The sequence below is a fragment of the Anaerobacillus alkaliphilus genome, from assembly GCF_004116265.1.
GTDB lineage: Bacteria > Bacillota > Bacilli > Bacillales > Anaerobacillaceae > Anaerobacillus > Anaerobacillus alkaliphilus.
On the sequence record NZ_QOUX01000046.1, the window covers coordinates 631,863 to 653,869 of the forward strand.

Consider the following 22,007-nt stretch of genomic DNA (forward strand, 5'->3'; position numbering starts at 1 on the left):
ATTACATTACGGTGACAAAGGAGATTGCCACCGTAATTACTACTATTCATCCTCTACTTCAACAATCATTTCAATTTCGATCGCCGTATTGTTCGGTAATTGGGCCATCCCAACTGCTGACCTTGCATGTTTGCCTTTGTCTCCAAACACTTCAACTAATAGGTCAGATGCCCCATTCATTACCTTAGGCTGATCCTTAAAATCCTCCGTGCAGTTCACAAAACCTAGGATTTTAACTATTCTTTTCACTTTCGCCAAATCCCCTAGTTCATGCTTTAATACAGCTAATAGATTTAACATAGATTGCCTAGAAGCCTTGTACCCTGTCTCTATATCAAGTTCACGCCCTAATTTTCCGTGGTATTGGTCGACACCCTGGCCTGATGTAAAAATTAAGTTACCAACTCGAACATGGCTGACATAATTCCCGACAGCTGTTCGTACTGGAGCAAGCTCAATTCCCAAGTTTCGAAGCTTCTCCTCTGGATGCATGAGTTGTTGTTCCATTTTCATCAACCCTCTCCTTTAGATTTAGAAACCTCATGGCATTTTCCCCTAGCAAAAGTCTACGTTGTTTTTCAGAAAGGTCCATGGTTTCATCAATGACCTTCCCCGGGGGAATTTCGCGTAATAAAAACGGATAATCTGAACCCATTAGCACTTTATCTTCTCCAAATCTATCAATGAGATATTTTATGGTTAGAGGATCATAGTTTAATGAGTCAAAGTAAAATTTCTTCGCATAATAACTTGGTGGTTCTGTTGTTAGACGTAGATGTGGCCATACTTCCCAACCCTTATCAAGGCGAGGTAGAATGTATGGGAATGATCCACCTCCATGAGCAAAACAAATTTTCAAATTCGGAAACTTCTCCATAACGCCACTCCAAACAAGACTTGCTGCGGCTAGAGCTGTCTCACTTGGCATTCCAATCGTGTACATAAAGTTGTGTCTTGGGGTCCGTTCCTTCGCCATCGTTTCCCATGGGTGTATAAACAAAGGTACTTGCCACTCTTCAGCTTTTCGAAAAAACTCAGTTAGTTCTGGGGCATCTAAGTTTTTCCCATTCACATTTGTACCAATCTCAATACCAGCAAGTTTCAAGTCGTGCATACAACGATCCATTTCTTGAATGGCTACTTTGCTGTCCTGCATTGGTACTGTTCCGAGGCCAACAAAGCGATTAGGAAACTCGTTGACGGTATTCGCAATAAAGTTATTTTGGATTTGCGCCATCTCTAATGCTTGCTCTATTGGTGCCCAATACGAGAACGTCACAGGTATTGGTGAGAGAACTTGAATATCAACACCTTCACGGTCCATATCTTGTATTCGTTTATGAGCGCACCATACTTGATCGGTTACTTCTCGAAAAACTTTTCCAGCAACCATGATGTTCGCTCCGCATGTGCACGTTTGCTCAAGTAGCGGCCATTTCTCCTGACCATACTTTTCAACGAAATTTGGCAACTCTGGTGGAATAATATGTGTATGAAAGTCTATTCGCATACCCACTCAGCCGCTTCCTCGGACATAACATGACCGCAATGATTACAAGTCCTCAATTCCAAGCTTCCATTAAACTGTTCAATAGCACCCTTTACCTGTGTCTCAATGTTCGTTAATTGGACAGTTGCCCGATGCATCTCAGCATTACACTTTTCACAGAACCAGACAAAATCTTCTAGCTCTCCAGTCGCACGCTTTCTCTCAAGTACAATACCGTAAGTGTCTGCCACTCGGTGTGGAGAATGTGGTACATTTGCAGGAAGCATGAACATGTCACCTTCTTTTACCGTTACAACCTCACGCTCTCCTTTTTCATTAATACATTCAACATAACAGTCACCTTTAATTTGATAGAAAAATTCATCAGAAGGATCTACATGAAAATCCCGACGTTTGTTCGGTCCCCCAAGTAACATCGCAATAAATTCTGAATCTTCCCAAAGAACTTTATTATTCACTGGCGGTTTCAACAAATCTTTGTTGTCCTCGATTACTTTTAAGATGTTAAATACTCTTGAATTCAATCTCAATTGAAATTCCCCCTTATAGGTTTTTGTGGAATATTATTAACAAATACACTTGTAAGCGTTTTCAAATAGAGTTAATATATCCTAGTTCTCGTGATATTAACTGCGCTGTCTTTTTTACGCTTTGGATAATCGCGTGCCCTTCATTCCCTTGCATATAAGAAACAGGTCCAACCATATTTAAAGCGGCAACGGTCTGTCCCGTATACGATTGAATTGGTGCTGCGATCCCATAAAGACCATTTTCATTTTCATTATTACTAATTGAATAACCCTGTTTTCGAATGATTTCTAATTCTTCCTTAAGTTTTTTCACACATGTAATTGTATTCGGTCCCCGTTGTAACAACCCTTTTGATATTGTCGGCTGTATATAGGATGGGTTGTATGAAAGAAGTACTTTCCCTGTACTCGTGCAGTACGCCGGTTTTTTGGCACCCACGTATGTAGGTACTTGAACAGAATTTTTTGAAGCAACCTTCAAGACAAATCGAACTTCTCCTGCATCAAACATTCCAATATGAACAGTTCCCTTGTATTTGCTTACAAGGCCTTCCACTAAAGGTATCGCTTCACTGTAAATTTCTTGTTGATACATGACATGGTTACTCCATTCAAGTAACTTCCAACCTAGTCTGTATTTCTTTCGGCTATCTTGAATTAATATCCCTTCCTGGCACAATGTACGGACTAAATGATGAACAGTACTCGGATTCATTCCTAATTTATCGGCTATTTCAAGGTTACCTAATACTGGTGAATCTTCAGTAAAACAATCTAAAATCTTCGCAATCTTACGAACTGAGGAAATCACGACTTCACCCACTTTATCTACAATTTGCTAACGTATTCTAGATAATTATGGATATACCTTTATCAATTTACAGTTCGTTCTATTTTTTTGTCGTCATTTTTCAACAATTCGGCTGCTCCATCTAAAGCATCATCGACCATTGAGAATGTAGCTTTACGCTTGTATTGATTATAAAAAATTGCTCTCTTTCGAATAGGGTCCCCCGTGTAATAACGCTCGTATTGTAGTAAACGTTGGCCAAATGCTTCTCCACATAAATCCCAAGCTAGTTTAAAAAGACGGACTCGATCCTCTGCAGAAACTCCAGCACGGCCTGCATAATATTTATCAAGATCTCCTCTTAGTTCAGTATTTGCAAAGTCATTTCCAGTTGGTGACATTAATAACCCGCCTGCACCGATGGTTTGCATGACCTCTATCGCACGTGGATACATTGTTGGTAGCATCCCTCTAATAGTTTCAAGTGGTGCAGCTGCTGGCCTTACTTCTCCAGTCTCTGTAGTCTCATACTCATACTCAGCTACACGTAAGAGAGAACGAATGACCTCTACCGATTGGACAAGTTCGCCTAAGTCAGTTTGAACGTTCAAAAAATTATCGACTCCAATTGAATCTGCTAATCTACAAGTTACTTCAACTGCAAATGCCAGTTTTACATATCCTCTAACACCTGATTGATGCGCAGGTTGCTGGGCAATTCCTGTTTTTGGATATAATAGATTAGCAGCTTCAACATTGTTGTACAAGAAGACACGGTCCCATGGAACGACAACATCATTAAAGGCTAATACGGCATCCATCTCCTCATATCGTGATGCTAAAGGATGATCAAAGTAAGAACGCTTGCCATCCTGCATCTGTTCCCGACAGAGAAGTCTTAATCCTGGAGTATCAATTGGAACTGCAAACGCTAAAGCATATCTTTCATCACCAGGCTGAAACCCTGGAAAAGAATAGATGATTACTTCATCAGTAATTGGTGCTAGAGTTGCAAGCATTTTTGCACCGCGTACCACTAGACCTTCTGGCTTCTCTTCCACAACTCCTAAATGAGTGAACATATCTTCTTGCTCGTAGGAAGCTTTACTACGATCATTTTGAGGATTAATGATGGCATGCGTTAAAAATAAGTCATTGTCACGAATGTATCGATAATAGTTTCTAATATTTTTTGACCAATCCGGATTGTATTTATCGAGGAACCACGAGTTACTTGCCATTCCAGTAACTACAACATTTAAGAAGTCTGGCGTTCGGCCCATAAGTCCGAATGTAGCTCTAGCATATACTTCAAACAATTCGCTCCGAGCTTTCAAATCATCTTTTGAAGTTGGGTTTAGGAATGCATTATTTACTCGTTCTCCAGTTTCTTCACAAACGTGGGTAATTCGGTCTTGATAGTCTGGGTCGTGTTGAAGGTCATATAGTTTAGCAATTTCTTTAATCGGTTGTTGAAATACAGGTTCGTTGTAGACGTCTGTTACCCTTCTTCCTCCAAGCCATACTTCAGGTTGGCGTGATTTAATCGCTTCAATATATTGTTGCCCTGTTCTAATACCCATAATATTCCTCCTCTTTATAAGCTTAATTATTAATAAATTTCCCTTTAAAAAACATTAAGGCATCTTTATCGTTATAAGAAAAAGCTTTTATTTCACCAACAAAAAGAATATGATCTCCACCTTCATAGGCGTTCCATGGTATACACTCTATTGTTGCTATTGCACCAGCTATTTTAGGTCCAACTTCAGTTTCTTCCCATTCAAGAGTAAGCTTTTCTTGTGGTCGACCGGCAAACTGCCAAGCGATTGGTTCTTGATTGCTTGCTAGAATATTTACAACAAACGGTCTGTTTTCAAGCGCTTGACAAGCTTTTGCTTTCTTATCAATTGAAACTAATACTAGTGCAGGGTCTAAGGAAACGGAAGTAAACGAATTAACGGTAATACCGTTGTATTCATGATCATCTGTCTTCCAGGTCACAACTGTAACACCAGTAGCAAAACGCCCAAAACAATTTCTTAGTTCTCTAACATCCATTACTCAACCACCTCCAAATTTCATACAAGGATTTATACTAATAAGAATTTAAAATAATGAAATCTAAAAAAATAGTCTCGAACTACCTTTCAACTAGATTTGCACTATTAACACCTTGTTTATATTACTACTTTAACGTTTTTGAATATTGCAAACTATCAGATTATTTCATATTGTGAAATCTCAAAAAAAATATTAAAAAGAATTACTTTTTCCCATTAATCGAAAAAGATTAAGCCCCCTATCTTTCAATGATAGAGGGCTTGCAATTAAATAAAACTGCTTCAAATAGTTTTGTATTAAATTAATGATTTTAGTAAATACCATGTAAAGTACAGCACCGATAATTAGGAGGAAATGGTAATGGTTGAGATAAGTTGGATGATGTTCATTATGATTATTCTAGCGAGTTATCGATTTACTCATTTAATTGTATTTGATAAAATCACTGAATTTATAAGAAAACCTTTTTTAAAAGCAACAACTGTTGTTGAAGAAAATGGACACACACGAACTAAGAACGTTCCTGACTCTAAGCTGGGTTACCTATTAAATTGCTATTGGTGTGCAGGAGTATGGAGTGCAATTATTATTGGATTAGGTTATTTGCTTTACCCTACCATCTTTATTCCAATCATATTTATTTTTGCTATTGCTGGTGGACAAACCATTATCGAGACATTCGTTGGTGTAGGAACAAAAGCCATCCAAGCTTTGAGTAAACACAGCCACCATTAATTAATAAATCGTTTTAGCTCATCGATTAATTGGCGCGAACGTTTCGCATTTCCTTCTGCAAATTCTCTAAGCCTGAGCTTTAATTCCTCACTTTCATCAATTCGTTCAGCAGCAATTAGATAGGTCCTCATCATTTCTTCTTCGTGATCTAATGATGATTGTAAGATTTCTTTTAGTTCTTCATTTGTATACACTTTTATCACCTCGTATATAAATTTCCCCTATGGAACTTTCTACATGCACATTTCTTTTTCTGTTATTGTGACGTTTATCACCTCCCACAAGTAGAGATTAAGCTAAACTTACATTATAGAAATGAAATATCACTTGTTATCCAAGGAGGAACTAATTATGAATCATAACTCACCTTGTTTTGGAGGCTTTGGCAATCCTAAAGAAATAAATTATTGTGCTCCCTTACAACAATTAATTGATGAACATCCTTCCCTACTTGCAAAAATGGCTGAATTTAATCAGCTGGTATTGTCTTACGAATCAAGTAATTCGGTAGAAGATTGGAACGATGCTATTAACAATCTTCATCTTAAAATAACAGCTTTTATTGAAGAATTAGAGCCTCATTCTGATCGAGAGGAAGATATCTTATTTGAAATGATGGTAAAATATATTGGTCGAGAAGGTGGACCAATAGCAGTTATGGAGTACGAACACAATACAGCAAAATTAAATTTAAAAGAATTTATGGACAAGGTAGAAAGCATTAAAAATGAAAAGAAAATCATTACTAAAGATGAAGCACTTACTATTTTCCGCCACTTGAAAATCGTCTACATGACTTTAACGGACCACTTTATGAAGGAAGAAAACATTTTATTTCCGATGGCAGAACAAATGTTATCTGACGATGAAAAGATAGAACTTTCTAATAAATTTGCACAATTGGTTTAAAAAATAATATGAGGAATTTTGATTGAATGTGAATACTTCAATCAAAATTCCTCTTTTTAGTGTAAAATACGATCATCCTGATCGTCCCCATTACCTATATGTCCTAACCCCTCTTGAGCGATTTTCAAACGCAATTTTTCAAATAAATAAAGAACAGTCATCTCAAACTTTTCATCAGGATGAAGTTCCTGGAACAGACGCAAATAATCCTCGTTTTTAAACCCATCTAAAATACCATAAACAATGACTAATATATCTTCTTCATCACCTGTTAAGTGATCCTTATACATCTTATAAACATCATGGATCATCTTCAAACAAATCACCCTTTCATTTATGTAGAGTAGCGTAGATCAATTTTTACTGACGACATTTCACGTTCTACATTTACAGATTTACCCCTGCAGGAGTAAAATAGTTCTATTATGCACGATAAAGGAGATTTTAAAACAATGTTATTTCCTTCTATACATAAGCAAAAGTCTGAATTTCTTCAGGGAATTTATGCGGGCTTAAGTATTGCCCTTGGGTATTTACCAGTTGCTTTAACCTTTGGTTTCATAGCCGAAACAACCGGATTAACACTTCTTGAGACAATTGGCATGAGCGCTTTTGTTTTTGCAGGTGCTTCTCAATATATGGCATTGAGTTTAATTGCGATTGGAACCGGCGCTCTTGAGATTATTTTTACTACGTTCATTATTAATATACGCCATTTATTAATGAGTACTGCAATTAGTGAAAAAGCCGAGAAAGATAACCCAATTATTAAAGGGGTCTATGCATTTGGAATGACTGATGAAGTATTTGCGGTCACCTCGACAAAAGCTGGAAAACTTACAAGTCCATATATATTAGGGGTTGGTTGTCTCGCCTATTCAAGTTGGGTCATTAATTCAGGAATTGGCTATATCATTGGTACTTCGCTACCGGAGATTTTGCAAAAAAGTATGTCCATTGCACTTTACGCATTATTTATCGCACTTTTAGTTCCATCATTAAAAAAACATCGAAAAATAATCATGCTCGCATGCTTTGCAGCTTTTCTTAATGCAATACTTACGTTGTTTATTCCTACCGGGTGGGCAATTATTATAGCTACGTTAGCTTCAGCAACAGGAATTGAGGTACTTTATTCGAAGAAGACAAACATGATGGATGCTCATCAGGAAAACATTGATAAGGAGTGTGGATAATGTCAACAACAATGCTAATCATTATTTTAGGAATGGGGATTGTAACTTATATTCCTAGAGTACTTCCTCTTATAACAATGAACGGAAAAGAAATGCCCCCTAGAGTAAAAGCAGTATTACAAAACGTTCCGTATGCCGCCTTAGGAGCACTAATCTTCCCGGGAGTTTTGTATATCCAAGAGGATATTTGGTTTGGAATTATTGGTGGTATCACAGCCTTGTCAGTTGCTCTTTTCGGAGCTAATTTAATAATTGTTGTCATAAGTTCCATTACCGTACTAACTATATATTCTTTTTTATTTTAGACCCATGTATATGGGTCATTTGTTTTTTTGTACCTTTTCGTATTACAATAAAGAGATGATAAGAAAAGTTCATGGGGGATATTCCCATTTGCGCTTTTCAATAGAGTAATTTAAAACTTGTAAACTAAGTGGTGACTTATGAATAAAGAGCAATTAGAAATGGATGTAGATAACTTTTTGCAACAGTTTTTTCAGAGTAGAATTGTTGAGAGAGGTCAACAGTATTTTTACAACGGAAATGTTTCCAAGATGGATATAAACAACGATAAACTTAGGGCATCTGTAACTGGAGCAAACACTTACAATGTGGAGTTAAATTTAGAGAACTTAGCACTAAGTCATTGTGATTGTCCGTATGAGAGTAAATGCAAACATATGGTAGCTGTCCTGTATGAACTAAAAAAACTACTAAATAATGCTTCAACGCTTTCAGTAATTGTGAACTCAGATTATTCATTCGAAAATCCGGCTAAAACAATGGCTCAATTAGGACACGATCTGATACCTTTTGTAGAAAGTATCTATCAGTTACTCTCTAAAAGTGGTCATTTCAGTAATGAACATTCAAACCTAATCATTAAACAGTTTTTTGAGGAAATCAAAAAAAATGTTAATCCAGAAAACACTAAGCTTCAGGTTTTAGCACTTACAGTATTAATTGATGGCTTATATAAAAAAGCCAATCAATATGAAACCTATCGTTTCAGACAAAATCGCTTTTTAGCATTCTTTAATGAATTACTACAGCAGGCATATCCCACGATTAAGGAAGAAGTGCTTAAAGGATCAGCTTTTTACGAATGGTATACTGGTTTACTTTTTGAGTTATTGGAAAAACAAGAAAATGGTTCACCGTACGAGAAATTAATTGCAACCTGGCTACTTTGTGAAGAGAGAGAAACTACCTTGATTAAATATGCTGAATTATTATTAGTCAAAAATAACAACAGCAATCTCTTCATAACAAAGCTTGCTAGTCTACTTTTTCTTCAAGCAAATGATGGCGTACGTTCACTCTCATTATTAAAAGAATTAAAAACAAGACTACATCCTAGCGATTTAATTGATCACTTCTTTATTATGGAGCAAAAAAATGATTATGTGATGATGAAGCACTGGTTTGATTTATTCTTTCCCTACGAGAAACCAAAACAAGGAACTATTCTTGGAAACCTTTATGAGGATATGTTGGTTGAAACAGGAACAAGCGAAGAGAAACTAACAATCGTTTGGAAGAACTGGCTTGAGCAACCCTCCTTTATAAGCTATAAATCACGTATGAAAAAAATGGGGGATATTGAAAAAAAAACTGTTCTACGATATATCCTACCAAACCTAAAGGAAAATCTGTTTCGACCACAGACCGAAGCAACCTATTATCAAATCATAAGCGAAGAAGAATTATTTCAAGAAGGTATTGCTTCATTACTAATTCAGAAACGAGAAGTGAATTCCCTTACGCCAGAAATTGAAAAACTATTAAAAATGGTTATGAAACAGCAACCTGCTTTACTTCTACCCTTTTACCACCAATTAGTTGAACGATTAGTTCAAAAAAAATCTCGTGTACATTACGAAGAAGCGGCTTATTACATAAAACAATTAAAGATTATTTATGAAAAAATAGACAAAACTGCAATATTTGCTACTTACCTTCACGGCTTAAGACAAAGATTTAAAACTTTTCGGGCATTTATTCAGGAGCTGAAGACAATTGATAAATAATTACAATCCAAATCCAATTATCGTTCATGCTGGTATCTTAAAAGGAAAAGGTAGCTACAGTCTAGTGGTATGGGGAGAACAGAAAAAACACAAAAAGTATGTGGATATCGAACCCTTTAAATATCCTTTTCTATATTCTCCCTTTGAATTAAAGTTAGCTTTATTCCGTTCCCACCAAGCTTCTTTTTACGGGACGTTTCTACCAACTTGTGAATGTCATATACAGGTTCCACTTGATCAACGTTTATTTTATAGTGAAGCAGGAAATGTTCCTGTATATCATGTACCAGCCAATTATGAGCATCATTTATTCCCTATACAGGGACTTGAGATTTCACTAAATGAGAGTTACTCTTTCATTTCAACTCTCATAAATATCACCAATAATGAAGAATGGCAGCTAGCTGATGATTTCTTATTTATCCAAATTCTATTAAAAACGCTTTTGAACGAAATTAAATCAGGAAATCTATTACCAAATCCTAATGGATTGTGGGATCTACCCACGTTTCAGTTTGCTGATTGGCTGGAGGCTGTACCACCTTCACTATTATCGCTTATCCCTGTTAACTCTTCACTGATTGACAAAGCAAATGAAAAAACATCGTTAAGAGAATTTTGTCTTGAATTTGTAAACCAATACCTTACTCACATCCTAAATACAGACCCAAATGTCGTTAGGGCTTATAAGGAATTAAATACAAGTCAAACACCAGCAATAAAAACTATGTTAGCCAGTATTAAAGAAGATGCTCAAATGACTACCTCACATGAAATTCATCAACAATTTTTAGAGAGTATTGGTGCTGTAGAAGTAGCTCCTTTTAAACTTGGACTAAGAGTTGAAGAAGATAGAGGAACAGATCTTTGGAATTTAACACTTTTTATTCAAGATCGTGTTGATCAAACATTAATGATTGATGTCGCTGATCTTCTAGTAGGAAAGCACCCATGGCGAGATAACCCTATTACTTTCTTTAAAGATGTACTACAAAAGGGAAAAAGCAGGATAGAACTATTTCAGCGCTTTTCACTATCAACACCATCTATTAAAGTGTCTATCGATGAGGCATATGAACTAGTAGCAAGCAATGATTTAGCATTCCAAGAGTTAGGCCTTGCTGTTCTAGTTCCTAGTTGGTGGAATAAAAAAGAGGATCATTTTGCTGTGACCCTAAAGCAAAAGGACATACATGAAATAAGAGGAACGGCAGAACCACTATTAAATTGGCAAGCGATTGCCGATTTTGATTATTCCATTTCAGTGGCTGGTCTATCTGTCACTGAACAAGAATTTCAAGAACTCGTCAACCATAAAAGACCAATTGTAAAATTAAGAGGCAAATGGGTGTTTTGGGACGTGAATGCAGCCCAACAAATACAGTCTAAAATTGAAGCCTATAAAAATAAAAAAAAGCTCACTTATATAGAGGCGTTTCAACTACAACTTCAAGAAGAAAACGAAAAAAATATTCGTTGGGAAGCTCATTGGAACAAAAAAATTACAACTATGCTAAGTGATCTTACTAAACATTCTTGGGATAAGGCACCTATCCCACAAGGTCTTAATGGTTCTTTAAGACCCTATCAACATGCCGGCTTTTCTTGGTTGTTAAATATGCGAAAAATTGGTTTTGGTGCTTGTCTTGCTGACGACATGGGTCTTGGTAAAACCATTCAAACCATTTCTTATTTACTTGCGGTTAAGGAACTATACGGTGGGAAACTAAAGCACCCGTATTTGCTAATTTGTCCGACATCACTGATTGGGAATTGGGAAGACGAATTACATCAATTTGCTCCGTCCTTAAAGGTTTACGTACATCATGGACAGCAACGTTCAACAGATGAAGAACTTCTGAAAACATTAACAGATGTAGATATCGTAATCACTTCGTATTCCTTAGCCGTCCGTGACGAGGTAATCTGGACTGGGCAACCATGGGAAACTCTCATCTTAGATGAAGCCCAGCACATAAAAAATATAGAAACGAAACAAAGACGGAGCATTAAAGAAATTGAGGCAGTTCATCGAATCGCATTAACAGGAACTCCAATTGAAAACCGGTTAAAAGAACTATGGTCAATTATTGATCTTCTTAATGATCATTTTTTAGGTTCATACCAGCAATTTTCCAAAGTCTATATTAAGGAAATTGAAGGGGTTGAACAATCAAATGAAAAACTTAATGAATTAAGAGTAATGATATCACCCTTCTTACTAAGAAGAACAAAACAGGATAAACATATACATTTACAATTACCAAGTAAAAGTGAGATTGTCCATCGCGTTGGTTTAACGGTTGAACAGGCAAGTTTATATCAGGCAGTAATTAATGATCTTTTTGATCGTATAGACACTGTCTCTGAAATGGAAAGACGTGCTTTAATCCTAAGTAGTCTAACAAAACTTAAACAAATCTGTAACCACCCTGCCCACTATTTAAAAGATGGCGGTAACCTAGAAAATCGCTCAGAAAAGTGGGAAGAACTAATACTTTTATGTGAAACTATAGCTTCAAATCAGGAAAAAGCGCTTATCTTTACCCAATACAAAGAAATGGGTACCCTCATTCAAAAAGGGCTAAATGAAATGTTTGATACTGAAATACCATTTCTACATGGAAGCTTGCAACGACATAAACGCGAAGAGCTTATTTGGAAATTTATGAATGAAGATGTACCATTTTTTATTCTTTCTTTAAAAGCTGGGGGTGTAGGTTTAAACTTAACAGCTGCTACCCACGTCATTCATTATGACCGTTGGTGGAATCCGGCTGTTGAAAATCAAGCTACCGACCGCGCTTATCGAATCGGTCAAACAGAGGATGTTACGGTTCACAAGTTATTAACCAAAGGTACACTTGAGGAAAAAATTCATCAAATGCTTGAAAAGAAACAAGCACTATCAGATCAAATCTTAAATACTAATGAAAATAAAATGTCAGAGCTTACAACAGATGAACTAGAACACTTCTTAAAGCTAAGAATTTCAAGTTTATCCTAGCGCAAGCCGTCTAAACTCAAACAGTAAGCGAGGTAATCTCTATGACAAAAGATAATTTACCAGAACCTTTCGACTCTTATTGGAAAATGAAACAAACCCCAATGATTGAAACTGCCCCATTAAACAAAGAAGTACTAAGCAAGGAATGGGTTAACTTTCTAAAGGCTGTGGGTGACCGAGTAGAAGATGATTTAATACAAAAGGAGAAATAGGTGCGCCTATTTCTCCCAATTAATCGTTTTCTTAGTAATGAATTGATTTCGATCAACACTTTCTCCATTAACAGAAATGATTTGAAGTTCACCAGTAATAACATATGTACCAGGGACCGCTTCATTCCATTCGTCTTCCCATACAAGCGTTTCACCTGGTGCCATTTCTCTCGTAACAATTGCCATCGTAAACATCTTTCCTTCACTATACTTATAGACAACGTTGCTACTTTGATCTTTTACAATGATTTCAAATTGTTGACCTGAAGGAAATTGCAAGAAGACCTTCTCATCTGTTTCGTTCGTTAATGAAAGTTTAAACCTCATTACATTCCCCACTTTCATAACATTTAGAATTGATGTCATATTGTCGTTACCACCAACACTATATTCTATGCTCCTCTCGTTTGTCCCACAACCAACTAACAGGCTAAACATACAAATAAAAGCCAAAAGACTAGTCTTCTTTTCTAAATAAGCCATATATACCTGCTGTTTCAACAATGTTAGTAAATGCTTTATCGTCAACTGCCGCAATAATTTGTTTTAAGTTGTATAATTCGTAACGGGTTATAACAATCATTAACATTTCTTTTTCTTCCTTTGTATAGCCACCTTTTGCGGGAATTCTAGTTATCCCGCGAGTGAGTTGTTCATGTATAGCCTGTTGTAATTCTTCAGGTTTGCTAGTGACTATCATAGCTGTCAACTTCACATGGCGGGTATGAATAGCATCAATTATCCTGGATCCAACATACAAGGTAACTAAAGTATACAAGGCTTTTTCCCAATCAAAAATTAGTCCTGCAGTTAAAACGATAACCGCATTGATTATAAAGAAGTATGTACCTAATGGTCGATCACTATATCTTGCTAAGACTAATGCAATAATGTCAACTCCACCTGTCGATGATCCGTATTTTAAGATCATTCCTGCTCCGATAGACATAATGACACCACCAAAAACAGAATTTAGTAAGATGTCTTCAGAAATTGTTACAATAGGTAAAATCTCTAGAAAAACAGTTGATAATGCAACATTCACGAAGCTAAAAATCGTGAATTTTTTACCGATCTTCATCCAACCTAAAATAGCAACCGGGATGTTCAACAAAAAAAGTGATATTCCCGTTGAAATTGGTGTCATTGCTGCTAGTATCTGGGCAATACCAGTAAATCCACTCGCAAAAACATTTGCTGGGATGAGAAAAAAGTTTAAGCTTACAGCGATTAGAAAAGTTCCAACGATATAGATCACCATGTTTTTAAGTAATTCCAAGACCTCTAACCACCTTTCATTATTTTTTACTATACCCAATCTTTAACAAAATACCTACATTTTACAGATCTAATGCTAAACTTACTCTATACATACGTCATTTTCAACAAGGACATAATATAACGAAACTTAGGTGAAAGGAGTAATTTTTATGCCACATACAAAAGACGATGACAAAAAGAAACAAGATCATAATGCTGAACGTCATTTGAAAAATGTATTAAAGGAAAAAAATGCGGAAGAACGCGGTGAGCGACAGTACTCAAAGAAGACAAATCACTTATAATTAATAAGGGGGACAATGTTTGCCCCCCTTATCATTTCTTTACTCGTATAATTTGTTTAGATCAGTGATTACATTTTCTGGACCTGTATGGACTTCTTCATCCCAAGTTAGCATACCACCATAAAAATTATGAGCCTCTTCGAACCCATTCGCTTTCAGAAAACGAGCAACATTATGACTTCTACTACCACTACGACAAACTAATATATATTCCTTATCTTTCTTTAAATCATCAATTATATTTGGGAAATTGGACATTGGTATTAATGGTATTTCAGGAATGTGAAAAGAATCATATTCTTCCTGTTCTCTAACATCAATAATAATTACATTTTCAGGCTTGTTACTTAGAATATCCTTAAGCTCATTAAGCTCAATTTGTTTCACACCTTCATGCATAAAGGACATATTTGTTCCTCACTTTCAAAGCTTTACTGTTCCTTTAACTTTACATAATCCCCCATACAAAAACAAGTATTATGCTTTACTTAGATAGGTTTTTCGCAATCTCATAAAGCTTTACATCAAATGTAGATTTTTTACTTAACACTTCCTTTAGAGGATGGGAAGTAATCTCGCCACCTTCAATTCCTATAGCTACCCCTGAGATACCACTCTCGATACATTCAATTACTTTATCACCCATTCTACTTGTTAGAATACGATCAAAAGCCGAAGGGCTACCACCTCGTTGAACATATCCGAGTTTTGTACTCCTTGCTTCAAGTCCAGTCTTTCTTTCTATTTCTTCGGCTACATGCTCACCACTTGCAGCTCCTTCTGCAACAACAACGATTCCATGTTTTTTTCCTCTATTAAAGCCTTCGTGTATTACTTGACAGACTTCATCCATTGACCATTCAACCTCAGGAATAATGATCACATCTGCTCCACTAGCAACTCCAGCATGCAAGGCTATATCCCCTGAACCTCTTCCCATAACTTCAATGATACTTGTCCTTTCATGACTGGTTGACGTATCACGAACATTATTTATCAGACCTACAACTAGATTAACTGTCGTATCAAAACCAATGGTATAGTCTGTGCAAGCAATGTCATTATCAATTGTTCCTGGAAGCCCATAGGTAGGAAAGCCTCTCTCATATAATGCTAAAGCACCATGATAACTTCCATCACCACCAATTACGACCAGATGATCTATGTTAGCTTCTCTTAATTTCGCAAGCGCTTTTTCTTGGCCAGTAGCTTCCTTGAACTCTAATGATCTTGCCGATTGTAGAAACGTCCCACCGCGATGAAGTATATCTCCCACATCACGTAAATCTAGAGGAATAAATAGGCCTTCCATTAACCCTTGGTAACCTTTTTGAATTCCGAAAACCTTATGCCCTTTAACAATCGCAGTTCGAGTAATCGCGCGAATAGCACTATTCATTCCCTGACTATCTCCACCTGAAGTTAAAATCCCTATATTCATAAAATACCTCCTTTTATTTACATAACTACTAAGACCTTTTATTAATATTTACGTTAAATAGTTTTTAATAACAAATAATTCCTTATTTATATTTTCAAAAAAAAGTGTGAATTGATTTCACACTCTAGTATCACTTATTCAAATTTATTCCTAAGCCTTATTAGTCGGTATGTATGGCTAATCACCACTTTAAGTACTGCATAGGTTGGAACAGCTAAAATCATACCGATAATACCCGCAAACCTACCTGCAACAATTAATAACAAGATAATTGTCAGAGGATGAAGATCAAGTTTTTTCCCCATTATTTGTGGAGAAATAAAGTTACTTTCAAACTGTTGGACAACAATGATTACAATTAATACTTTAGCCACCATGAAAGGTGAATGAATTAATGCTACGATAACTGCAGGTACAGTACCAATCCAAGGCCCTACAAAGGGAATTACATTTGTAAACATCGCAATTAAAGCAAGAATTAACGAGTATTCAATTCCAATAATCAAAAATCCCAGATACATTAAAATACCAACACATAAACTAACTAAAATTTGTCCTTGAATATAAGAACTTAGCTTTACATCCATATCGCCAAGTATCTTCTTTCCTTCATTTCTATGCTTTTCAGGTAAAAATCTTATCACTTGCTGTGGAGCTTTCTCCCCTTCTTTAAGCATATAGAAAAGAATAAATGGAATAATGATGAAAATAATCACTAAGTTTGCAATAAAACTTACCAAACCAGATATATTAGTGCTAATAATATTAAAGGCTTGATTAATATACTGCGTCATATTTGCTGATAATTTGTCTAAAGAAAAAGTATCAGTTGCCTGAAAACGATTAAACCATTCGTTTTCCTGTAATTGAATAATAAGCGCTCTGAATTCATTGATCAAGTATGGAAAATTGTTGACAAGACTGTTTACCTGTCTTTGTAGGACTGGCCCTACTATTAATACTAATAGGGTAACTAGCCCAACAACTGCTAAGTATATAATGATAATTGCTAAGGTTTTTGGAACTCTTTTCCTATCCAATAGATTGACAATTGGACGAAATAGATAATATAAGACACCTGCTAGTAACATCGGGAAAAATAAGGTTTCCACAAATACAACGATTGGTCGAAACATAAATTGTACAAGCGTTCCCAAATATATAATGAGAAAAAACATAATAATACCTAAACTTACACGAAACCATTTATAATTAGCCAAACTAGACACCTACCTTTTCTAACAATAAGACAATTATACCATAGACATGGAATATTTTACATATTACAGCATTAGTCTACAGTATTCTATATACAAAGCTCTTTTCGTATACATTGTGGCTTTTCTATCCTAAAAAATTATCGGAAAAATACCCTAGATGAAGATATCAGCCAATAAATTATGTAAGAAAAGAGCTTTACTTACTAAATTAGTGGTGAATTCTTAGTAATTTGTGTAAAAATCCGGCTTTTGGGATTTTTACGAAAGCAACAAACTTTGCGAAAACAGCCATATACAAAAAAGAGTAAGAATTATTAATTCCTACTCTTTTTTGATTTAACTATTCAGATAAACAACTTTCTTACACGTTTGACGTTTCACCAATTTATGAGGAATAATCACATTTTTTGGCTCTAGTTCAGGTTGTTTAATTTTCTCAATTACTAAGTTCGTCGCCTCAAAACCTAACCCAAATATATTAATGTCAACTGTAGACATTGGCGGTGACGACATTTCAGAAACTAACACATTGTTAAAGCTAATAATCGATATATCATCTGGTACGTTTATGCCCATTTCGTTTAACATTCTCATTACACCAAATGTCATAATATCATCTGAGACTACAAGAGCAGAAGGTGGTTGCATGAGACTCATCAACTCTATGATTGCATCTTGCCCACCTTCTTGTAGCTCCTGATGGAATACGACATATTCATCTTTTAACGGGATATTGGCATTTTGGAGTGCCTGTTCATATCCTCTTTTATGATCAATAGTGACTACAAAGTCTAGTTCACCACCGATAAAGGCAATATGTTGATGTCCAAGTAAAATCAAATATTCCGTTACTGTTTTTGCCGCTTTATAGTTGTCATTATTTACATATGTGATTTCCTGCTCTTGCTCACCATAGGGGCGCCCAATGAGGACAAAAGGAAAATCGTGTAGCTTCAAATATGGCATAATTCTGTCGTTTATTCGAGAGTAGAGTAAGATAATCCCATCTACTCTGCCACCTTGTACCATGTGAACAACCTCTTGGAATATCTCATCTTCTGTTTGTCCAGTGGATAAGTATAAACCATATCCTTCTTGATGGGCTTTCGTGCTTATCCCACGAATTACCTCAGGGAAAAACGGGTTTTGGAATGCCTTGTTTGCAGAACTAGGCATCACTATTCCAATTGTATTGGTACTTTTATTAGCTAAGCTTCTAGCATTGAAATTTGGATGATAACCTAGCTTCTCCATTGCCTCCCGTACTTTATCTTTTGTTTTTTGACTAATTCTCGGACTATTAGCAATTACTCGAGACACGGTGGAAGGCGCAACATTTGCTAACTTTGCAACATCCTTTATTGTTACCGCCATAGTTCCTCCTCATTTCTTGCATATTCTATATTTTAGTTTAGCTATTATTCTAAAGCTTAACAATGTATTTTTTTACCTTTGTATCGTAATTTTTAAAGTTTTATTACTTTCGTTATAGATTTTGTTACCTTTGTCAATTACGTCTCCATTAATTTCAACTTCAACACTTGCATCACAATGATGAATAACAAACGTTTCTTTGCTCCACGTTGGGTCATAGCTTCCGTTAGATTCTTTTACTGAGATAGTAATTGTTTTATCGTCTTTCTCACATGTAACTTCTTGCTCGAATGTAACTCCTGACTCGTAACCGAAGGTTGCACCATCATCTTCGTATAAGCGGTATGAGGCATTTGATTTTTCGCCAAGATAAACATGGTACGTAATTTCATCTTCCGGTGTTGCCGTTGATTGTTTTACTGAACCATGAGGAATAATTGTACCTTCTTTTATGAAGATCGGTAAAATATCAATCGGAGCTTCAACGAGATGATGTTTATTACCAACTAGCGATTCTTCTGTCCAATAATTAATCCAGTTCCCCTCAGGTAAATAAACCACACGATGGCTCGTAGTTGGTGTCATAATTGGAGCGACAATGACATTATCCCCAATCATAAATTGATTAGATAAATTGAACGTATTCTCATCTGTTGGATACTCTAGAACAAGCGGTCTCATCACAGGTACACCGGTCTGATTAGCTTCACGGAACAACGTATATAAATGTGGTAACCAAACATATCTTTGCTCAATATATTTTTTTACTAGCCCTTCAACATCTTCACCAAAGGACCAAGGCTCTTGACGAAGTGTATTAATAGCACTATGGTTTCTGAAATACGGTGTAAATGTTCCAAATTGAGTCCAACGAATTAGTAATTCCCCTGAGGTATCATGAGCAAAGCCACCGACATCAGGTCCACAAAAAGCAACGCCAGACATTCCTAAATTCATACACATTGGTAGGGCTAACTGTAAGTGCTCCCAGAAGCTTCGATTATCACCAGTCCAAACTGAGGCATATCTTTGAACACCTGCATACCCAGCCCTCGTAAGTAAGAAAGTCCGCTTGCCGTTTAGCAGTTTTTTCATTCCTTCGTAAGTTGCTTCTCCCATGAAAAAACCATAAAGATTATGCAATTCACGGTGTGTTTTTGGATCACCATCATTTTCATGAATAACTTTCACATCCATCGTCTTTGTGTCATTAAAGATGGCAGGCTCGTTCATATCATTCCAGATACCTTCAATACCTAAGTCAGCATAATACTTGTGTTTTTCACCCCACCACTTTCGTGCTTCTGTAGATGTGAAATCAGGAAATGCACTATTCCCAGGCCAAACATCACCAAAGTAGATATTACCCTCAATATATTTGCAGAAATGATTGCCTCGAACACCCTCTTGATACGTTGGATATTCAGGATCTTCTTTCACACCTGGATCTACGATTGGTACTATCTTAATACCGGCCTTCTTAAGATCCTCAATAAGTGCTTTAGGTGTCGGGAAACGATCATGGTCAAATGTAAACACTCGGTAACCATTCATATAATGTATGTCAAGATAGATAGCATCAAGAGGAATTTTCTTTTCAAGGAAGTTATTTGCTAACTCCCTTACTTCCTCTTCACTTTCATAGCTATATCGTGATTGGTGATAACCCAATGCCCACTTTGGAGGTAATGGCATTGTTCCTGTTAGGGTAGTATATTGCCCTAATACATCCTTTAATGAAGGTCCAGCAAAAACGTAATAGTCAAGTTGTCCACTCTCTGCTTTAAACGAGTATGTATCAACTTCTGTTCTCAAATCAAAGTGTGTTCTTCCTGTATTATCGAAGAAAATTCCGTGAGCTTTCCCTTGTCTTAGTGTAAGGAAAAATGGGATTGATTGATAAAGAGCATCTGTTTCAGGGTTATGAGGAGCATAAACATCAGTGTTCCACATTTCCATTTTTTCGCCACGCTTGTCTAAGAAACCAGTCTTTTCTCCAAAACCATAAAAGTGGTCAGAAGCTTCCATTTTTTTAAAACAAACGACTTCACCTGTTTCATTATATGCCATGCCTTTTGTTTCTTCTTCAACGATGACATTGCCATCCTTGTCAAAGATTGAGATGCGTAATGGATCTTTAGCTACTTTAAGCATAAACTTACTTGTTTTAATAGTTAATTCTGTTTCCTCTTCAGTTACATCTGGTGTAATTTTTTCATTTGTTCCAATTACAGCAAAACTCGTTTTTGTAATGGGCTCTTGCTTAGGATTCATTGTAATTCTTACTATGTTTTCATTAAAGATTGAGATAGAAGCAAAGCCGCTTTCCGTGATTAGTGAAACGACTCCGTCTTTAACAGAGTAAGATTTTAGTCTACCGACTTCTTTAAAGTTTTCACCGACTAATTGTTTTTTGGTTCCTGGATGTATTGCAAAGCTTGTATCTTGCATTTTGTTTCCTCCTATACATTTGCATAAATGCTTTGTCTTATTGTTTGAATAGCAAAGAAAAAGATACGGTAAAGGAAAAATATCAAGAGAATCCTTAGCCCGTATCTATTCGTCCACTTGGGATGTTATTATCCTTTTGTTGCTCCTGATGTTAAACCACTTATTAGATAACGTTGTAACATTAAGAAGATAAGTGCAATAGGAATTGCAATTAGCATTGCTCCTGCAGCAAACCTTGTAAAGTTATTGGCAAACTGATCATTAACGAAGTTAAACAACCCTAGTGCTAGTGTAAAGTTATCTGAACTTCTTAAAACGATCCTTGGCAAAAGGAAATCCATGAATGGTCCCATGAAGTTAAATAATGCTACTACAGCCAAAATTGGTTTTGCAAGAGGAAGCATGATTGTGAAAAATATTCGGAAATGTCCTGCACCATCAATCTTCGCACTTTCATCAAGCTCTCTTGGAATAGTATCAAAATATCCTTTTACAAGGAAGGCGTTCATTGGGATAGATCCACCCACGTAAATAAGAATTAAGCCCCATAAAGAGTCTAATAAACCAATGAAGTTTAAGATAATAAATAAAGCAACCATCGCCATTAGAGCAGGGAACATTTGTAGTAATAAGAATGCGTATAACCCATATTTACGTCCAGTAAAACGATATCTAGAAAATGCATAGGCAACTAATGATACAAAGAACGTTGATGCAGCTGATGTTATAAAAGCAACAAATAACGTGTTTTTATACCACTGAATATAATTACTTCTTGGATCAAAGAACAACCATTCATAGTGAACAAATGACCAGTTATCCGGGATCATTTTCGCTCCATATAGGCTCGTTCCTGGGTTTAGTGAAAGGCCAAATGCCCAAAGAATTGGATAAAAGATAATCACAAACATGACTGCAATAACTGCATAAATCACTGTTAATTCTAGAAAGTTTTTCGTTTTTTTAGTCATAG

The 22,007-nt window shown here is 36.1% G+C and carries 24 protein-coding genes; 8 read left to right on the top strand and 16 right to left on the bottom strand.

What is annotated here, in order from left to right:
• Positions 1-42: 42 nt before the first annotated feature.
• The 6 genes from DS745_RS18325 to DS745_RS18350 form a co-directional block, all read right to left on the bottom strand.
• Positions 43-507, bottom strand: coding sequence for a RidA family protein (locus DS745_RS18325; RefSeq protein ID WP_129080090.1), 465 nt, complete (start codon positions 505-507; stop codon positions 43-45).
• The gene (locus DS745_RS18330; protein WP_129080091.1) at positions 455-1,510 is read right to left on the bottom strand and encodes an amidohydrolase family protein; all 1,056 of its coding nucleotides are present in this window, start codon (positions 1,508-1,510) and stop codon (positions 455-457) included. The genes DS745_RS18325 and DS745_RS18330 overlap by 53 nt, the downstream gene beginning before the upstream one ends.
• Positions 1,501-2,040 carry a 3-hydroxyanthranilate 3,4-dioxygenase gene (locus DS745_RS18335; protein WP_129079666.1) on the bottom strand — a complete coding sequence of 180 codons (540 nt, stop codon included), beginning with the start codon at positions 2,038-2,040 and terminating at the stop codon, positions 1,501-1,503. The genes DS745_RS18330 and DS745_RS18335 overlap by 10 nt, the downstream gene beginning before the upstream one ends.
• A 61-nt stretch (positions 2,041-2,101) precedes the next feature.
• Positions 2,102-2,851, bottom strand: coding sequence for an IclR family transcriptional regulator (locus DS745_RS18340; protein ID WP_129079667.1), 750 nt, complete (start codon positions 2,849-2,851; stop codon positions 2,102-2,104).
• Between the two features lie 62 nt (positions 2,852-2,913).
• A complete protein-coding gene (locus tag DS745_RS18345; protein ID WP_129079668.1) occupies positions 2,914-4,413 on the bottom strand; it encodes a 4-hydroxyphenylacetate 3-hydroxylase family protein in 1,500 nt (499 codons plus the stop codon).
• 22 nt (positions 4,414-4,435) lie between these two features.
• Entirely contained in the window at positions 4,436-4,891 is a 456-nt protein-coding gene (locus DS745_RS18350; RefSeq protein ID WP_129079669.1) for a flavin reductase family protein, read from the bottom strand.
• 363 nt (positions 4,892-5,254) lie between these two features.
• Here DS745_RS18350 and DS745_RS18355 point away from each other — a divergent pair, with 363 nt between their 5' ends.
• Positions 5,255-5,629: a DUF1360 domain-containing protein gene (locus DS745_RS18355; RefSeq protein WP_129079670.1), complete on the top strand. Its 375-nt coding sequence runs from the start codon at positions 5,255-5,257 to the stop codon at positions 5,627-5,629.
• On the opposite strand, the gene DS745_RS18360 is transcribed toward DS745_RS18355, so the two are convergent.
• Positions 5,626-5,823, bottom strand: a complete 198-nt coding sequence (locus DS745_RS18360) for a hypothetical protein (RefSeq protein WP_129079671.1) — start codon at positions 5,821-5,823, stop codon at positions 5,626-5,628. The two genes, DS745_RS18355 and DS745_RS18360, sit on opposite strands and share 4 nt — an antisense overlap.
• A gap of 157 nt (positions 5,824-5,980) precedes the next feature.
• On the opposite strand from DS745_RS18360, the gene DS745_RS18365 reads away from it, so the two are divergent.
• Positions 5,981-6,538, top strand: coding sequence for a hemerythrin domain-containing protein (locus tag DS745_RS18365; protein WP_161568307.1), 558 nt, complete (start codon positions 5,981-5,983; stop codon positions 6,536-6,538).
• Between the two features lie 56 nt (positions 6,539-6,594).
• On the opposite strand, the gene DS745_RS18370 is transcribed toward DS745_RS18365, so the two are convergent.
• Positions 6,595-6,849, bottom strand: a complete 255-nt coding sequence (locus DS745_RS18370) for a DUF6154 family protein (protein WP_241657883.1) — start codon at positions 6,847-6,849, stop codon at positions 6,595-6,597.
• A gap of 114 nt (positions 6,850-6,963) precedes the next feature.
• Between DS745_RS18370 and DS745_RS18375 the strand changes: the two genes are divergently transcribed.
• From DS745_RS18375 to DS745_RS24675, 5 genes are all read left to right on the top strand, one after another.
• Entirely contained in the window at positions 6,964-7,734 is a 771-nt protein-coding gene (locus DS745_RS18375; protein ID WP_241657864.1) for an AzlC family ABC transporter permease, read from the top strand.
• Entirely contained in the window at positions 7,734-8,039 is a 306-nt protein-coding gene (locus tag DS745_RS18380; protein WP_129079675.1) for an AzlD domain-containing protein, read from the top strand. The genes DS745_RS18375 and DS745_RS18380 overlap by 1 nt, the downstream gene beginning before the upstream one ends.
• Positions 8,040-8,177: 138 nt before the next feature.
• Positions 8,178-9,764 carry an SWIM zinc finger family protein gene (locus tag DS745_RS18385; protein ID WP_129079676.1) on the top strand — a complete coding sequence of 529 codons (1,587 nt, stop codon included), beginning with the start codon at positions 8,178-8,180 and terminating at the stop codon, positions 9,762-9,764.
• Positions 9,754-12,771 carry a DEAD/DEAH box helicase gene (locus tag DS745_RS18390; RefSeq protein WP_129079677.1) on the top strand — a complete coding sequence of 1,006 codons (3,018 nt, stop codon included), beginning with the start codon at positions 9,754-9,756 and terminating at the stop codon, positions 12,769-12,771. Before DS745_RS18385 ends, DS745_RS18390 begins: the two co-directional genes overlap by 11 nt.
• 41 nt (positions 12,772-12,812) lie before the next feature.
• Complete coding sequence (locus DS745_RS24675) at positions 12,813-12,983, top strand: hypothetical protein (RefSeq protein WP_161568308.1); 171 nt, start codon at positions 12,813-12,815, stop codon at positions 12,981-12,983.
• Positions 12,984-12,989: 6 nt separating this feature from the next.
• On the opposite strand, the gene DS745_RS18395 is transcribed toward DS745_RS24675, so the two are convergent.
• Together DS745_RS18395 and DS745_RS18400 are read right to left on the bottom strand one after the other, a co-directional pair.
• On the bottom strand, positions 12,990-13,466 hold the full coding sequence (locus DS745_RS18395) for a BsuPI-related putative proteinase inhibitor (RefSeq protein ID WP_129079678.1): 477 nt from the start codon (positions 13,464-13,466) through the stop codon (positions 12,990-12,992).
• Complete coding sequence (locus DS745_RS18400; RefSeq protein WP_129080092.1) at positions 13,441-14,244, bottom strand: YitT family protein; 804 nt, start codon at positions 14,242-14,244, stop codon at positions 13,441-13,443. The genes DS745_RS18395 and DS745_RS18400 overlap by 26 nt, the downstream gene beginning before the upstream one ends.
• 169 nt (positions 14,245-14,413) lie before the next feature.
• On the opposite strand from DS745_RS18400, the gene DS745_RS18405 reads away from it, so the two are divergent.
• Complete coding sequence (locus DS745_RS18405; RefSeq protein WP_129079679.1) at positions 14,414-14,548, top strand: DUF3941 domain-containing protein; 135 nt, start codon at positions 14,414-14,416, stop codon at positions 14,546-14,548.
• 39 nt (positions 14,549-14,587) lie between these two features.
• Here the strand turns inward: DS745_RS18405 and DS745_RS18410 are convergent, their stop codons facing one another.
• The 6 genes from DS745_RS18410 to DS745_RS18435 all read right to left on the bottom strand — a co-directional run bounded on the left by DS745_RS18410 (position 14,588) and on the right by DS745_RS18435 (position 22,005).
• A complete protein-coding gene (locus tag DS745_RS18410; RefSeq protein WP_129079680.1) occupies positions 14,588-14,956 on the bottom strand; it encodes a rhodanese-like domain-containing protein in 369 nt (122 codons plus the stop codon).
• Between the two features lie 76 nt (positions 14,957-15,032).
• A complete protein-coding gene (gene pfkA / locus DS745_RS18415) occupies positions 15,033-15,989 on the bottom strand; it encodes a 6-phosphofructokinase (RefSeq protein WP_129079681.1) in 957 nt (318 codons plus the stop codon).
• A gap of 134 nt (positions 15,990-16,123) precedes the next feature.
• On the bottom strand, positions 16,124-17,218 hold the full coding sequence (locus DS745_RS18420; protein WP_421721831.1) for an AI-2E family transporter: 1,095 nt from the start codon (positions 17,216-17,218) through the stop codon (positions 16,124-16,126).
• 327 nt (positions 17,219-17,545) lie between these two features.
• Complete coding sequence (locus tag DS745_RS18425) at positions 17,546-18,583, bottom strand: LacI family DNA-binding transcriptional regulator (protein WP_129079682.1); 1,038 nt, start codon at positions 18,581-18,583, stop codon at positions 17,546-17,548.
• Between the two features lie 72 nt (positions 18,584-18,655).
• Positions 18,656-21,034, bottom strand: a complete 2,379-nt coding sequence (locus tag DS745_RS18430) for a glycoside hydrolase family 31 protein (protein WP_129079683.1) — start codon at positions 21,032-21,034, stop codon at positions 18,656-18,658.
• A gap of 128 nt (positions 21,035-21,162) precedes the next feature.
• Positions 21,163-22,005: a sugar ABC transporter permease gene (locus DS745_RS18435; RefSeq protein ID WP_129080094.1), complete on the bottom strand. Its 843-nt coding sequence runs from the start codon at positions 22,003-22,005 to the stop codon at positions 21,163-21,165.
• Positions 22,006-22,007: the final 2 nt, after the last annotated feature.

What these genes read in the sequence shown, in the direction of transcription:
- DS745_RS18325 (WP_129080090.1), bottom strand. Translation starts at nt 507, where the DNA reads ATGGAACAACAACTCATGCATCCAGAGGAGAAGCTTCGAAACTTGGGA.
- DS745_RS18330 (WP_129080091.1), bottom strand. Translation starts at nt 1,510, where the DNA reads ATGCGAATAGACTTTCATACACATATTATTCCACCAGAGTTGCCAAAT.
- DS745_RS18345 (WP_129079668.1), bottom strand. Translation starts at nt 4,413, where the DNA reads ATGGGTATTAGAACAGGGCAACAATATATTGAAGCGATTAAATCACGC.
- DS745_RS18350 (WP_129079669.1), bottom strand. Translation starts at nt 4,891, where the DNA reads ATGGATGTTAGAGAACTAAGAAATTGTTTTGGGCGTTTTGCTACTGGT.
- DS745_RS18355 (WP_129079670.1), top strand. Translation starts at nt 5,255, where the DNA reads ATGGTTGAGATAAGTTGGATGATGTTCATTATGATTATTCTAGCGAGT.
- DS745_RS18365 (WP_161568307.1), top strand. Translation starts at nt 5,981, where the DNA reads ATGAATCATAACTCACCTTGTTTTGGAGGCTTTGGCAATCCTAAAGAA.
- DS745_RS18370 (WP_241657883.1), bottom strand. Translation starts at nt 6,849, where the DNA reads ATGATCCATGATGTTTATAAGATGTATAAGGATCACTTAACAGGTGAT.
- DS745_RS18375 (WP_241657864.1), top strand. Translation starts at nt 6,964, where the DNA reads ATGCACGATAAAGGAGATTTTAAAACAATGTTATTTCCTTCTATACAT.
- DS745_RS18380 (WP_129079675.1), top strand. Translation starts at nt 7,734, where the DNA reads ATGTCAACAACAATGCTAATCATTATTTTAGGAATGGGGATTGTAACT.
- DS745_RS18385 (WP_129079676.1), top strand. Translation starts at nt 8,178, where the DNA reads ATGAATAAAGAGCAATTAGAAATGGATGTAGATAACTTTTTGCAACAG.
- DS745_RS24675 (WP_161568308.1), top strand. Translation starts at nt 12,813, where the DNA reads ATGACAAAAGATAATTTACCAGAACCTTTCGACTCTTATTGGAAAATG.
- DS745_RS18395 (WP_129079678.1), bottom strand. Translation starts at nt 13,466, where the DNA reads ATGGCTTATTTAGAAAAGAAGACTAGTCTTTTGGCTTTTATTTGTATG.
- DS745_RS18400 (WP_129080092.1), bottom strand. Translation starts at nt 14,244, where the DNA reads ATGGTGATCTATATCGTTGGAACTTTTCTAATCGCTGTAAGCTTAAAC.
- DS745_RS18405 (WP_129079679.1), top strand. Translation starts at nt 14,414, where the DNA reads ATGCCACATACAAAAGACGATGACAAAAAGAAACAAGATCATAATGCT.
- DS745_RS18410 (WP_129079680.1), bottom strand. Translation starts at nt 14,956, where the DNA reads ATGTCCTTTATGCATGAAGGTGTGAAACAAATTGAGCTTAATGAGCTT.
- pfkA (WP_129079681.1), bottom strand. Translation starts at nt 15,989, where the DNA reads ATGAATATAGGGATTTTAACTTCAGGTGGAGATAGTCAGGGAATGAAT.
- DS745_RS18425 (WP_129079682.1), bottom strand. Translation starts at nt 18,583, where the DNA reads ATGGCGGTAACAATAAAGGATGTTGCAAAGTTAGCAAATGTTGCGCCT.
- DS745_RS18430 (WP_129079683.1), bottom strand. Translation starts at nt 21,034, where the DNA reads ATGCAAGATACAAGCTTTGCAATACATCCAGGAACCAAAAAACAATTA.
- DS745_RS18435 (WP_129080094.1), bottom strand. Translation starts at nt 22,005, where the DNA reads ATGACTAAAAAAACGAAAAACTTTCTAGAATTAACAGTGATTTATGCA.